13 protein-coding genes and 1 pseudogene are annotated in these 12,795 nt (G+C 63.9%); 6 read left to right on the top strand and 8 right to left on the bottom strand.

What is annotated here, in order from left to right; translation table 11 throughout:
* Positions 1-138: 138 nt before the first annotated feature.
* Positions 139-417, top strand: a complete 279-nt coding sequence (locus ACX80O_RS07380; protein WP_459306752.1) for a hypothetical protein — start codon at positions 139-141, stop codon at positions 415-417.
* Between the two features lie 16 nt (positions 418-433).
* Here ACX80O_RS07380 and ACX80O_RS07375 read toward each other — a convergent pair whose 3' ends face one another.
* Together ACX80O_RS07375 and ACX80O_RS07370 are read right to left on the bottom strand one after the other, a co-directional pair.
* Positions 434-757 (bottom strand): PepSY domain-containing protein, encoded by a 324-nt coding sequence (locus ACX80O_RS07375; RefSeq protein ID WP_459306754.1) that lies wholly within the window; start codon positions 755-757, stop codon positions 434-436.
* A 57-nt stretch (positions 758-814) separates the two neighbouring features.
* Positions 815-1,477 (bottom strand): hypothetical protein, encoded by a 663-nt coding sequence (locus ACX80O_RS07370; RefSeq protein ID WP_459333025.1) that lies wholly within the window; start codon positions 1,475-1,477, stop codon positions 815-817.
* A 341-nt stretch (positions 1,478-1,818) separates the two neighbouring features.
* On the opposite strand from ACX80O_RS07370, the gene ACX80O_RS07365 reads away from it, so the two are divergent.
* Positions 1,819-2,487 (top strand): response regulator transcription factor, encoded by a 669-nt coding sequence (locus tag ACX80O_RS07365; protein ID WP_459306757.1) that lies wholly within the window; start codon positions 1,819-1,821, stop codon positions 2,485-2,487.
* A gap of 1 nt (position 2,488) precedes the next feature.
* Complete coding sequence (locus tag ACX80O_RS07360) at positions 2,489-3,835, top strand: sensor histidine kinase (protein ID WP_459306758.1); 1,347 nt, start codon at positions 2,489-2,491, stop codon at positions 3,833-3,835.
* 3 nt (positions 3,836-3,838) lie between these two features.
* Here the strand turns inward: ACX80O_RS07360 and ACX80O_RS07355 are convergent, their stop codons facing one another.
* Together ACX80O_RS07355 and ACX80O_RS07350 are read right to left on the bottom strand one after the other, a co-directional pair.
* Positions 3,839-4,648, bottom strand: coding sequence for an ABC transporter permease (locus ACX80O_RS07355; RefSeq protein WP_459306760.1), 810 nt, complete (start codon positions 4,646-4,648; stop codon positions 3,839-3,841).
* Complete coding sequence (locus ACX80O_RS07350; protein WP_459306762.1) at positions 4,648-5,649, bottom strand: efflux ABC transporter ATPase subunit, DrrA-related; 1,002 nt, start codon at positions 5,647-5,649, stop codon at positions 4,648-4,650. Before ACX80O_RS07350 ends, ACX80O_RS07355 begins: the two co-directional genes overlap by 1 nt.
* 201 nt (positions 5,650-5,850) lie before the next feature.
* On the opposite strand from ACX80O_RS07350, the gene ACX80O_RS07345 reads away from it, so the two are divergent.
* Together ACX80O_RS07345 and ACX80O_RS07340 are read left to right on the top strand one after the other, a co-directional pair.
* Positions 5,851-6,498 (top strand): NAD(P)-dependent oxidoreductase, encoded by a 648-nt coding sequence (locus tag ACX80O_RS07345; RefSeq protein ID WP_459333024.1) that lies wholly within the window; start codon positions 5,851-5,853, stop codon positions 6,496-6,498.
* Positions 6,498-6,956, top strand: coding sequence for a MarR family winged helix-turn-helix transcriptional regulator (locus tag ACX80O_RS07340; RefSeq protein ID WP_459306766.1), 459 nt, complete (start codon positions 6,498-6,500; stop codon positions 6,954-6,956). Before ACX80O_RS07345 ends, ACX80O_RS07340 begins: the two co-directional genes overlap by 1 nt.
* A 2-nt stretch (positions 6,957-6,958) precedes the next feature.
* Here the strand turns inward: ACX80O_RS07340 and ACX80O_RS07335 are convergent, their stop codons facing one another.
* The 3 genes from ACX80O_RS07335 to ACX80O_RS07325 all read right to left on the bottom strand — a co-directional run bounded on the left by ACX80O_RS07335 (position 6,959) and on the right by ACX80O_RS07325 (position 9,879).
* Positions 6,959-8,107 carry a winged helix DNA-binding domain-containing protein gene (locus ACX80O_RS07335; RefSeq protein ID WP_459333023.1) on the bottom strand — a complete coding sequence of 383 codons (1,149 nt, stop codon included), beginning with the start codon at positions 8,105-8,107 and terminating at the stop codon, positions 6,959-6,961.
* Positions 8,108-8,206: 99 nt separating this feature from the next.
* The gene (locus ACX80O_RS07330) at positions 8,207-8,434 is read right to left on the bottom strand and encodes a hypothetical protein (protein ID WP_459306768.1); all 228 of its coding nucleotides are present in this window, start codon (positions 8,432-8,434) and stop codon (positions 8,207-8,209) included.
* Complete coding sequence (locus ACX80O_RS07325) at positions 8,431-9,879, bottom strand: glycosyltransferase family 2 protein (RefSeq protein WP_459306769.1); 1,449 nt, start codon at positions 9,877-9,879, stop codon at positions 8,431-8,433. Before ACX80O_RS07325 ends, ACX80O_RS07330 begins: the two co-directional genes overlap by 4 nt.
* Before the next feature lie 237 nt (positions 9,880-10,116).
* Between ACX80O_RS07325 and ACX80O_RS07320 the strand changes: the two are divergent.
* A pseudogene (locus ACX80O_RS07320) lies at positions 10,117-12,287 on the top strand (putative bifunctional diguanylate cyclase/phosphodiesterase).
* Here ACX80O_RS07320 and soxR read toward each other — a convergent pair.
* Complete coding sequence (gene soxR / locus ACX80O_RS07315; protein WP_459333022.1) at positions 12,288-12,779, bottom strand: redox-sensitive transcriptional activator SoxR; 492 nt, start codon at positions 12,777-12,779, stop codon at positions 12,288-12,290.
* Positions 12,780-12,795 lie beyond the last annotated feature (16 nt).

Genomic DNA, 12,795 nt, shown 5'->3' with positions numbered 1-12,795 from the left:
GGTGATGCAACACGGGCAGCCCGCTGGGGTGCTGCCTCCATTCGAGCGTAAGGCAGCATGGAACCGCAACGGGCATCACCGGACACTGGACGCCGCCTGGCACGGTCATCTACTGCGCGAGCTGGCAGCCTCGCGGTCGTGGTTGATTCCCCCGACGCCGCCCCACCCGCCCGTCGCCGGATCGAGAGCTCCGAGCAGCGACTCTCTGGCCTGGAAGCCCTGCGGCACCCGCTGGTGCGTGCGGTCCTCGATGCCCGCGAACTATGCGAACGCACCGCCACGCCTCCGCTCCCTGCTGAATCCGACCTCCCGGCACAGGCCGCCACGCCGACCTTCGGGCAGCTACTGCTGTGTGCGGCGGTCAAGGATCTCGAAGAGCTCGATGACCGCCTGCATGAGGCACGGCTCGGAGCCTAGTCAGCCAAATGGCGGCCTACCCGTCGTCTTCGGTGTCAGCTTTAGAGCCGACGACGGTGAACGTTTCGTCGAGCTGAACGTCAACTTGTGAGCCGTCGCCTCTGGTCACCTCGACTTCGTAGTAGCTTTCTTCGTCGCCGATCTCGGTGCCTGTCACAGTGCCTTCACCGATGAACGTCAGCGCCGCGGACCCGGCCCGATTCAGCGCGTCGCCGGTTATCGCCGTCTCCGACGCATCCTCCTCCATGTTTCCCGCGACGGCCACCGCGCCACCCCCGCCAACAAGTGCGACGGCAACGGCGACCGTGGTCATGATTCTTTTCCGTGTTCCTGGTTCCATGATTGATTTCCTCCTTCGATTGTGGACAATACTCTTCAGATGCTGACGCTCGGCTGACTAGGGACTGCCGAGCGGGCCCAGACCGGTCCCCGCCGCCACCGTGTCAATAGCGACTAGCTCCTCACGTCCTGAGCCGCCAGCGGCTCCGAGTGCGAGTACCGGACCAACCCCCGTTGCGTAAAACTTGACCTGGCCGACGTCGGGTTCGATAGTGATCGTGTCCCACGTCATAAGCACATCGTCGAAATGGCCAGCGGGGGTTTCGGCCATCGCCTTAACGCTGAGAACTTCACCGTTATCTTCGGCTTCACCGGCGAGGTACTCCTGGCGGTATGCCATGCCGACTGCGGGTTTCGCGGGCACCGCGATTCCGGGCAGTGCGCCGTTCACGCCAGCCTCAAACGAGCCGGCGCGGGACGCCAGCTTCCCGTTCTCAAAATCGGCGGTGTCTTCGCCGAGGTACCAGATAGCTCCGGCGGCGTCCTGCGCGTACCAGTCGATCGTGTCCTCCACGATGACGTCGCCCCGCCGGACCGTGTCGCGCACTACCCGGGCCGTCACGCCGTTGGCGATCTTCTTCGTCTCAGAAGTGACGATGACCGTGACACTCAGGGTGTCTCCGGTACCGCCGACTTCGCGGTAGCTCCACTGGGTGCCTGGCTTCATCGGCCAGTACGGATTGTCGATGTCAGTGGTAAAGGTCGACGGGTCAAGCGTCACAGGCTGGTCCCCTACCGGGAGGGCTGCGGATGCTTGGTCAGGTGACGTAGTCGACGCCGACGGGGCGACGCCCGCGCACCCGGTGACCTCTGCGGCCATCAAGGTGCTCAGTCCGACCGCTACGATCGTCTGCCGTGTTCGATTTTTTATGGTCTGCTCCAATCTCCGGCGAAACGGCCGGTCCGACTTCCATAGTGGGTCCGGGGTGCTGACCCGTTCCTGAACCACGACAACCGGAAGTTCAGGCTGCCGTCAGGCCACCAAATTTAAGGTGGCGATGCGCTGCGCCGCCGGCGTTGCGGATCTATCATGGTCGGTATCGGCAGGAGGGAGCCCGGAAGGTGAAGGTGCTCATCGTCGATGACGACATCCAACTGGCGTCGATCGTCGCGCGTGGGTTGACCGCCGAAGGTTTCCTGGTCGAAACGGAACACGACGGCCCCGGTGGCCTGTGGCGGGCAACCGAGGGTTCCTTCGACGCGATTGTCCTCGACATTATGCTCCCCGGCATGAACGGGTTCGTGGTGTGCCGCGAGTTGCGGCGCGCGGGATGCTGGACACCGATCCTCATGCTCACCGCCAAAGACGGTGAACTCGACGAATCGGAGGCGCTGGACACCGGAGCAGACGACTATCTGGTCAAACCATTCTCCTTCGTGGTACTCGTGGCCCGGCTGCATGCCCTGCTCAGGCGGGGAACCCGCGCACCGACGCCGGAATCGGTCGGCAATCTGTCCGTCGACGCGCGGACCCGACGGGCGCACGTCGGGGACCGGGAGGTGCCCTTCACTTCCCGTGAGTTCGAGGTGCTGCACTACCTGATCCGTCACGCCGGTGAGTCCCTGTCCAGGCACCAGATCATCGAAGGAGTCTGGACGGACTTCTTCGACGGAGATCCGAACATTGTCGAGGTCTACATCGGCCGCTTGCGGCGAAAGCTGGAGACGCACAGTTCAACGGCGCGGATCACGACCCTGCGGGGCGCAGGCTATCGAATCGAGGAGGGCTGACGTGCTCGCCGGCATCCGCGGCCGAACGACCGCCGTCGTAACTGTCCTGGTGCTGGCGGTACTTGCACTCGCCGGATGGGCCCTGATCACGGCGCAGCGCGTGGTGCTCACCGAATCGGTTGACGAGACGCTCACCGTGCGTGCAGCGACGGTACTCGCGCAGGCCCAGTCCGCCGCCTCCCCGACAGTGTTGCCGCCGGCCGGCGATGAGGACTCCTTCGCGGTGATTCTCAATCCTGCAGGGACCGTGATTGCCGCCACAGCGCGTGGCACGGGAGGAATCCGCCTGGTCGCGCCCGCGGTGGATGCGGCAGTCTTCACCACGGTAATTGCGCCCAACGACGGCGAGCCCTACCGGGTGCGATCCGAGCAGCCAGGCGACGTCGTGGTCCACACCGCCACCTCGATGGACGACGTCAACGAAAGCGTGGATACCCTCTCGGTGGGGCTCCTCGTGAGCGTGCCACTCACCGCCGCCCTGCTCGGAGCAGGGGTGTGGCTGCTCGTCGGGCGTGTGCTGGAGCCGGTGGATTCCATCAGACGCGAGGTGGCGGGTATCGGGTCGGAGACGCTGTCCCGGCGGGTCCCCGACCCGCGCACCGGCGATGAAATCGCCCGGTTGGCGGCCACCATGAATGGCATGCTCGACCGGGTCGAGCGGGCCGCGAAGCAGCAGCAGCAGTTCGTTGCGGACGCATCCCATGAACTTCGCAGCCCCATCGCCAGGATGCGTGCGAACCTCGACGTGCAGATCGCCCACCCGGAACTCACCGACGAGGACACCGAACGCACCAACCGGCATGGCGACCTCATCGCACTTGAGCGGCTGGTCGACGATCTGCTGGCCTTGGCGGCAAGCGGCGACCCGCAGGCCGCTCCGGGTGCCGAGGTGGTCGACTTGGATGACATCGTCTTCCGCGAAGTGGCTGCGCTACGCGTGGCACATCCCACGGTGTCGGTGCAGACCCGTGCCGTCGGAGCGGCGCGGGTTCTTGGCCGGCCCGCACGGCTGGCCCGGATGGTGCGCAATCTCCTGGAGAACGCGGCGGCGCACGGGGCTTCGCCGATCCGTGTGGCGCTGACGACGGAAGCTGACGACTTCGTGCTGGAGATTACCGACGCCGGTCCTGGTATCCCGCCGGAGGATGCTGAGCGAGTCTTTGACCGCTTTGTCCGCCTCGACGACGCCCGCACCCCCGCGGCAGCAGGCGTGGGTCTGGGCCTCGCCATCGTCCGCGCAGTGGTCGCCGATCACGGCGGGTCAGTGACCGCACAGAACCTGGCTCCGGGGCCGGGAGTACGGTTCGCCGTCCGCCTTCCCTCCCTGCAGAACTCAGAGGAACGCTGAGAATCACCCGCGTGAGACGCGTCCCCTGAGGGCGGCAAAGGCCAGCGCGAAGCTCGTGGCACCGACCACGAGAATTGCCGTGAGTCCCGGCCAGAGGTCCGCCCAGATCCACCCGTCGGTGAGCAACGATCTGAGGGAGGCGAGGAGGTAGGTGATCGGATTGTAGTCAGCGATTGTCGCAAGCCAACCGGTCAGGGCCTCTTTGGGCAGGAACGCGGTGGTGAGGAACGCGAACGGGAAGAACAGTAGGAATGATGAGTTGACCGCCGCCGGGCTGCCGGTGCGTAGCGCGATAGCGTAGGGGAACCCGGTGAAAGCCAGGCCCCAGAGGCCGGCGATAACCACGAATCCGATCACCCCGAGCAGGCCGGTGGCGAAGTTGACGCCGACGATGACCCCGAGGATGAGGACCGGCACGCACAGGGCCATGACCAGCACAAGATCGGCGACCATCAGGCCCAGAAGGAGCGCCGAACGGCGCATCGGGGTGAGGAGGAGTCTGTCGAAGTAGCCGCTGCTGATGTCAGTCACCAGTCCGCTTGCCCGTGACACCCCGGTTACCGCGAAGACGATGGCCACGGGCAGCTGGAAGGCTCGGAAGTCCTCGACTCCGGTGGCCTGCGCTACCGGTTCCAGGGCGCCGATGTTCACGATGAAGAAGAAGAGCGGGATCAGGAGGGCGGGGATCACCGCTGCTGGTTCCCGCGGTATCGCACGGAGCGCCCGCCCCGCCACGGAGGTGAGGTCACGGATGAATCCAGCACTTTTGGGTTCGATCCGGGAGGCTCGCGTCGATGTGGTCGATGTTGCCATTAGGACTCCCGTGATTGTGGTGGAACTGAGGCGCCGACGGCGGGCGAGGTCGAGGTGGTGATGTGCTCGCCGGTCACGGACAGGAAGACGTCGTCGAGTGAGGGCCTACGCAGGGACAGTTCGAGAACCTCAACCTCGTTCACTTGAGCCAGCGCCACCGCGATGGGGCTGATCGCTGAGGGTCCGTCGGACACGCTGAGCGTCAGGGTTGTCTCATTTACTTCGATGCGTTCGACCAGATCAAGGGTTTCCAGTGCCCGCCGCGCTTTCAACGGTTGACCGGCAATGCTGACAGTGACCACATCCGTACCGATCGTGCGTTTGAGCTCGGTTGGCGTACCTTCGGCAACCAGTGTGCCCCTATTGATGATGCCGACCCGATCGGCGAGTTCGTCCGCCTCCTCGAGGTACTGGGTGGTGAGGAAGACCGTCACTCCCAGCTCTTCGTTGAGCCTTCGTACCTCCTGCCACACTTTGGCCCGGCTGACCGGGTCAAGGCCTGTGGTCGGCTCGTCGAGGAAGAGCACTTCGGGATCGTGAACGAGCGCCAAAGCAAGGTCCAGCCGGCGCTTCATTCCGCCCGAGTAGGTGCCTATTCTGCGATTGAGCGCCTCCCCGATATCCACCAGTTCGGTCAACTGGCCGACCCGGGCTTTCGTTGCTTTGTCGGACAGCCCGTAAAAGCGCCCCTGAAGAGCCAGCATTTCGGCCCCGGTCTGCATATCGTCCAGGGCTGCTTCCTGCAGGGCGACACCGGCGCGCAACCGCACCTGCCCGGGTTGGGACTCCACATCGTATCCAGCTACCGTCGCGCGACCCGCTGAGGGTTTCAACAAGGTGCACAGGACACGTGTAAGCGTCGATTTGCCTGCCCCATTCGGTCCGAGAAACCCATAGATTTCGCCCCGTCTCACCGCGAGGCTGACGCCGTCGACGGCGACCACATCGGCGAAGCGTCGTACTACAGCTTCGGCGCTAATCGCTATTTCACTTGTTGCCATGCCAGCCTCTTTCCGGGACGGACCGATAGGGCCGCGTCCGAGGATTGCGGTCTGTCGGGTACCTAAGAATAGGAGTCGGGTTAAACCGAGGCAAGACCCGCCGATTTGGCGCCGTGTCTCTTGGTTCGCACATGGTTTACTTTAGCTCCTAATGCATTTAGTTTAGTAGCTAACCCATCTAGTGGAAGGGCAGGACCGAGAATGGACAAGACAGTGGCGACACTCGCGGTATTTGGCGGTTCGGGTAGGACAGGCCGCTTGGTGATTGAGCAGGCGCTTGCTGCCGGTTACGCGGTGCGCGCGTTGGCGCGGTCGGGATTATCGATTCCGCAGACCAATTCGCGGCTCACCGTCATCGAGGGCGATGTGTTGGATGCCAAGGCGGTGGCGCGGGTGATTGACGGTTCGGACGCCGTGATCAGCGTCTTTGGGCAGGTGAAGGGCTCCCCCGCCTTTCTTCAGACCGATGGAATTCGCAACATCACCGCGGCCATGGCCGGGCACGGGGTGAGCCGTATCGTGTCGCTTTCCGGCGGCGGACTTCCCGACCCTGGGCACGACCGCCCCAAAATGCCTGACCACATCATCCGCACCCTGCTGAAACTACTTGCACCAAAGGTTCTCAGGGATGCCAAGGAGCACCTGATTGTCCTGCAGGAGAGCGGCCTGGACTGGGTTGTGGTGCGCGGTCCGCGGCTGCTTGACCAACCGTATTCTGGCCGGTATCGCGTGGGATGGGTGGGTGTCAATGCCAGCACATCGATAGGGCGAGCGGATCTGGCTGAATTCATTGTGCGCCAGGTTACTGACGAGACTTACCTGCATCAGCTTCCCCTGGTCAGTCGCTGATGGCGGGTGGGACGGCATCGGATCGGGACAAACACCTTGCTCAGGCGATCGACGCTATCGGGTCGCTGACTCGTGACTTCGCCGCGGGAGGCACCTACCCGTTCCGGGAACGTCGGCTTGGCCGGGCGCAGATGAACCTGCTGTATCAACTATCCCGTTCTGAAGGGCTAGGAATTGGAGGTCTGGCTGCCGCCCTGAATGTCACCAGCGGTGCCGTCAGCCAGACCGTCGAGGCGCTCAAACGGGCAGGACTTGTCCGGGTGGAGGTTGATCAGGCGGACGCGCGCGCCCGGATCGTCACCCTCACCGACCGGGCGCGGGACGAGGTTGATGACTTCCAGCGTGGCTACCAGGAAGCGCTCGCCCCCCGCTTCGATGCGCTGTCGGCGGCCGAGGTCCGCGAACTTGGGCGGCTCCTGCGCCTTGTCCGACCAGCGGCTGGACCCGGGACCCCGTGAGGTCAACGCTCCTGTGCGGGCCTCGCCTCTGCCGGGTATGTCTCCAGACCCCCTCGCGGGGGAGAACTGGCGTTAGGTGCAGCGGTAAACCTCTCGTATGAACGTCCCGCCCTGAGTAACTCTCGCTCATTCCTCCTCGTCATTGGCTCGAACGAATCGGCGACTGGGCCGCCGGACCGGCCCGCAGAGCTACGCCAGGTCCCGGTGACGCGGCCGTTCGTCACCACGGTGGGCCTGAACACCCCGTTGCCGCCGGGGACTATGCGCTGCGCGTACTCAGGTGCGAGCACCGGTGAACGATCCTGATAGCCGATCACATACTCGTCGAACGCCGGCAGGAGGTTCAGGCCCGCCGTCCGCGGTAGGTCCTCGGAGCGCGCCGTTGCCACCCAATAGGTGATGTCGTCACAGATCAGCTCTGTCAGGTGGCTGCGGGCCAGTGCCAATCCAACTTTCGCGTCGGCGACCGTCAGCTTGGACCACCAGACAAAATCCCGGAGTGTGGCCGGACCGTGCCCGGTGAAGTACCCGAGGACGAAACGGCCGAGCGCTTCCTCTCGGTCCGGCTCGGCGCCGGATGGCGCCCACTCGTCGAGTAACACCAGCGCCTGCTGGGTGCCGGCGGGTGGACCCCAGCAGAGAGTGCCGGTCTGTGCGAGATACCAGATCAGGTGGTAGCCGCGTTGGCTGGCTGTGTCGATGCCCGCCACATTGAGCGCGGAGAGGAACTCGTTGCGGCCCAATTGTCCGCCGCCGGCCAGCACCGTCCGGGCGACAGCGCGTGCTCGCTCGAGCGTCACCTGGTCAAGCCCCAACTCCCGGCGTCGGGCAGCAGCGCCGGCAAGCAGACGGTCTGTGGTGAGACTGAGAAACCAGCGTAGATCGGCCGGCAGCACAAAGTGCAGCGTGCCGCGCATGGGCCACGACCGCACGATGTCGCCGCGTTCGAGCGCCGCAAGGACATCGCCCCGGGTTAAGCCTGGCGACCGTAGACCGACAGCCCACAGGGCCTGGTTGAAGTCCTGCGCCTGCATCGCCAGCAGCCGCCCGACGACGTCGCGAACCGGTGGCCGGGCGCCGTCGTCGTTCCGGATCAACTGGGCGGAAAGACGTAACTGGAGCAGCCGTTCCCGGTCTACCGTGTTACTCATTCCGCCCGTCCTCCTGTCTACTGCTGGGATGGCCTGTCAGCGTGGGATCGAACTATCCTCGCGGTTGACGCTCCGCAGCGGCCCACATCAGGCGCTTCTTCAAGACGCACCCTCCGGGTGAATGCTGCGCGTCTCCGAACGGCGATTGCGCCCCCGCACCCAGTCTGAGGGGTAGACCTTCGGCAATACCTTCGAGGCGGCCAGCGCCGCATACATCACCGTATTGATGGCGACAAAGGCGGCAAGAACCGCGAACACCTCGGTGTGCACAATTGATTCGGGCAACAAAATCCCGGTGGGCAACTCGACAACAGCCGTCTTGATCATCGACCGACCTCCAGGGACTGGTTGTGAGGTTCGGGGGTTTCGTGGGTGACATGTTTCCAGGCCGCCTGCCTGCCGACGGCGATATCCAGGATCCCCTTCACGTAGACAAGGTTCAGGACCGTATCGAACAGCAATTCGGGAAACAGGGTCGCCGCGAGGATCCGCGCCCGCCACCCGCCCTTCCAGACCGTGACAACCCGCTCAACCATGAAGAGCGCCCCGAGTCCCAGCCAGAAGGGGAACCAGATCCAGTTCTCCAGTGACAATAGCGCCAGCAGGATCAGCAGGAGATAGGAGCTGAGGGCAATGACCCCGTAGCCGATACCGAGTTGTTGTGCCCAGTACCGCATGGTCTGTGACCTCAGACCGTATGCGCCGAGGTTCTCCAGCGCGCCGCGCTGCCACCGTAGCCGCTGGGCCCACAGGGTCCGCCAGCTGGGCATCAGCTCGGTGACCACAGTGCATTGCGCGGGTGACACCATCTGGGCGCCGAGAGACTTCAGCGCGATTGTCAGTTCGTTGTCCTCAGTCAACGCGGCCGTGTCATACACCATGCCGGGCGCACCCGGGATCGACTGGCCCCGGCTCCCTGCCACGGTGCGAAGGGCGACGGGACGGAACATCGAAGCGGTGCCGGTCAGTACGAACACACGGCCCCGCCGTCGGCGAATCTCGCGCCCGTACCGGATGTACTCGTTGCGTTGGAACTGCCCTAGCAGACCGTGACCATCCTCGCCGTAGAAAAGGCCACCGATAGCCATCAGGGCCCTGTCATTGGTGAACCGCGCGATGGCTGCCTCGATGAAACCGTCGTCGAGCCTGGTATCAGCATCCATCACCATGACGACGTCGTTGTCCTTCTGGCCCGGCAGGAGTTGTGCCAGCACCTGGTTCAGCGCGCCAGCCTTCTTGTGCTCGTTGTCCACTGAGAGGAATAGCTCGACGCCTGCGTTGCGGGCGATGTCGGGAGTTGAATCGGTGCAGTTGTCGGCCACGACGATGACACGGTCTGGCGGGTGGGACTGGGCGAGGAGCGAGGCGATGGTCGATGGCAAGGAGATTTCCTCGTTGTGAGCGGGGATCAGGACAGTCACCGTGACCGGACCCGCATACACTCCGCGAGTAGCTGCCATCACAATCTTCGGTGCCAGCGGAGCGGCTGCGGCGTCATCTGAGCGTCGTGACCTCGAAGAGATCCGCCGTTCGAGCAAGGCGACCCCGATAGCGAGCAAGAGGGCCATAGCCACTGCCGTCAGGATCACGCGTAGCGCAGGCGCTTCGGCATCGTAGAGGACACGCCAGAATCCCAGGACGATACCCTCGGAGGGTTCATCACGGACTTCAGGGTCACCACTGGCAACTGCAAACCACAGCAGCGCGGCGGCACCACCGGCCAAGACCGCAATAACAATGCCAACCCAACGCTGAAACCGGTTGCTCCCCATGCAAAAACGGTATCAGTCGACCGGTCGCCCGACCAGAACCTGGCGACAAGGACACGCACGCGGTCCGGCGTTATCGCATCAGCTTGCGGGGAACCGCAGGGGTACCTCTAACAGCCTGGGTTTGGGTGCCGATAGACTCAGGCGAGGATGGTGTCCACACGGGGCTCGATTCGGCAGCCCACGACGCGCTCACCAGCTCGGGCAGGCCCGCGTGGTCCCGAGTTGAGAGAGTAAGAAATGCCCGATGGTTCGGAGATGAAGCTGCTGAAAGCTGACCAGCGAGCGCAGCGGCTGGTCGACACCGCCGCTGATGGTTTCGTTGGAATGAATGCTCTCGGGGTGGTGACCGATTGGAATCACGCGGCGGAGAGACTTTTCGGCAGCACCAAGGACGAAGCCATTGGCCAGACGGTCAGCAAACTGATCATCCGCGAACAGGACCGGGCAGCACATGATGCAGGGTTGCACCGGTTCGTGGATACGAGCGAAGCGCGGCTGGTCGGGCGACCGGTCCAGGTTACTGCTCAGCACCGGCTGGGCCGTGAGTTCCCCATTGATCTGACAATCTGGGCGCAAGAGGATCCTGATGGGATGTCGATGTATGCGTTCGTGCGCGATGTCAGCGAACGGGCAGCAGCGTCCGAGTTGTCCGGGCAGCTCGCCGCGATCGTCACGACGTCGTCCGACGCGATTTTTAGCACTGAATTGGACGGTACTGTGCGGACCTGGAACGCGGGCGCCGAGCGGATCTATGGTTACACGGCGGCTGAGATGATCGGTAAATCATTTGTCCGGCTCATTCCGGCAGACTTATCTGCCGAGTTTGAGTACATTCTGGCTGAGGTGTCCGCGGGACGGCGGATCGAACAAATGGAGACAGTCCGGCTTCGGGCCGACGGGATGCCAGTGGAGATGTCGCTGGCGATCTCACCTGTCAGGGATGAAGCCGGAGCAGTGCTGCGGCTGGCGTATGTTGGGCGTGACATCACCGCGGCCAAGACCGCGGACCGGCGGTTGCGCGAGACCAGGGACGCGCTAGCCCGTCAGGCCATGGAAATGGAGCATCGGGCCTTCCACGACCCGCTAACGGGAATAGCGAACCGGGCGTTGCTGATGGATCGGGTCGGGCTTGCCTTGGTTCAGGCCGAACGGACCGATGCCACCACCATCTTGTTGATGATCGATATCGATGACTTCAGATATGTCAACGACACCCTCGGACACAAAGCCGGAGACCAACTGCTCTGTGAGATCGCCGAACGGCTCGGCACCATTGTTCGGACCGGCGACACCGTGGCAAGGCTCGGTGGGGACGAGTTCGCGATCCTCGCCGAGCAAACGTCTACCGCGCAGGGTGAGGTACTCGCCCGACGGATCGTGGAAACACTCGGTAAACCGGTTGACATCAGTGGCCAACGCATCATCCCCTGCGCCAGTATCGGGCTTGCCGAAGCCGGTGGAGAACACCCCGTCGGTCCCGAGGATCTGCTCCGCAACGCCGACCTGGCGATGTACGCGGCCAAAACAGCCGGCAAAGCCCAATGGCAAAGCTTCCGGGCCGGTATGCACCAAATGCTCACCGCACGGGTGCAGCTGGAGGCGGACCTGCACGTTGCTCCTGAAACCGGTCAGTTGACCCTCAATTACCAGCCGATCTGCGATCTGGTTACGGGCCGGACCATAGCGGCCGAAGCGCTGCTGCGCTGGCACCACCCACCCTCGGCCCGATTTCACCCGTTGACTTCATCCCCATCGCCGAAAAGAACGGGTTGATCGTCCCCATTGGCGCCTGGGTACTTGCCGAAGCCTGCTGCCAGATCTCTCAGGTGCCCTCCGCTTCGGGTGACTTGGCTGTCTCCGTGAATCTGTCCGTCCGCCAACTCACCACACCCGGCTTCGTCGACGTCGTCAGGCATGTCCTTGAGGTATCAGGGCTATCTGCTAGCCGCCTCACCCTAGAGCTCACCGAGAGCATACTCGCCGGACCCGACGCTGCCATCGCAGTCTAGTTGCGGGAGCTACGTGCCCTCGGCGTGAAGCTGGCGGTGGACGACTTCGGTACCGGGCACTCCTCACTCGGCAGACTACGCAACCTGCCCTTCACCACCTTGAAGATCGACAAAACCTTCATTGACGTGCTTATCGACGCCGGGCCCAAAGATCTCATCCTCAAAGCCATCGTGGACATGGCTCACGGAATGGGTCTTCAGGTCGTCGCGGAAGGAGTAGAAACCCCGGCTCAACTTGACCAGCTACGCGAACTCGGCTGCGACGCTGTCCAGGGCTTCCTCCTCAACCGACCGATGACAGCGTCCGACCTTCACCGCCACCTCGCTGACCAGGACGCGCCCGCTCTGGCGAAAGGCACCCAGCATCACGGGAAGATCGTCGGATCCCGGCTTCCCTAATCAGCTGGCGCTATGGCCCGTGCGACCGGCTGACCGTATCGCGGCCGATCTTACCCAGCGGGAACCCGGGCCTTCGACCGCTGCCACGTCGCCGGGATTGAACAACGTACAACGACCCAACGAAAGGCAACCACAACCAATACACCCGCCGAGATCGCCCTGGAGCGCCTGCAATTCGCTGATACGAGCCGCCACCAGCTCAGCCCAACGGGTGCTGATCCCAGTCCACTCGCGCTGAGTTGGGGCGCGATCGACCGGAACGGCGCTGAGAGTCGACATGATCTGTTCCAACGAGAGTCCGATCCGTCGCCCGGCAGCAACCACGGCCAGGCGGCGCAGCGTGTGGCGCGGAAACACGCGCCGGCCGATGTCCGATCTGGCCGCGCGAATGAGGCCACGCTCCTCGTAATACCGCAAAGCCGAGACACTCACCCCGGACCGGCGCGCGATGAAACCGATGGAAAGGAGCTCGTCGGGTTCAATCGTAGGCATCGCCCAAGAATGCCAT

It is taken from the genome of Arthrobacter glycogeni, assembly GCF_054511155.1.
This window is presented reverse-complemented; position numbering and strand designations above follow the sequence as displayed.

Excerpts from the sequence above, each read along its gene's own strand:
- ACX80O_RS07375 (WP_459306754.1), bottom strand. The coding sequence starts at position 757 with ATGGAACCAGGAACACGGAAAAGAATCATGACCACGGTCGCCGTTGCC.
- ACX80O_RS07355 (WP_459306760.1), bottom strand. The coding sequence starts at position 4,648 with ATGGCAACATCGACCACATCGACGCGAGCCTCCCGGATCGAACCCAAA.
- ACX80O_RS07350 (WP_459306762.1), bottom strand. The coding sequence starts at position 5,649 with ATGGCAACAAGTGAAATAGCGATTAGCGCCGAAGCTGTAGTACGACGC.
- ACX80O_RS07345 (WP_459333024.1), top strand. The coding sequence starts at position 5,851 with ATGGACAAGACAGTGGCGACACTCGCGGTATTTGGCGGTTCGGGTAGG.
- ACX80O_RS07340 (WP_459306766.1), top strand. The coding sequence starts at position 6,498 with ATGGCGGGTGGGACGGCATCGGATCGGGACAAACACCTTGCTCAGGCG.
- ACX80O_RS07335 (WP_459333023.1), bottom strand. The coding sequence starts at position 8,107 with ATGAGTAACACGGTAGACCGGGAACGGCTGCTCCAGTTACGTCTTTCC.
- ACX80O_RS07330 (WP_459306768.1), bottom strand. The coding sequence starts at position 8,434 with ATGATCAAGACGGCTGTTGTCGAGTTGCCCACCGGGATTTTGTTGCCC.
- ACX80O_RS07325 (WP_459306769.1), bottom strand. The coding sequence starts at position 9,879 with ATGGGGAGCAACCGGTTTCAGCGTTGGGTTGGCATTGTTATTGCGGTC.
- soxR (WP_459333022.1), bottom strand. The coding sequence starts at position 12,779 with ATGCCTACGATTGAACCCGACGAGCTCCTTTCCATCGGTTTCATCGCG.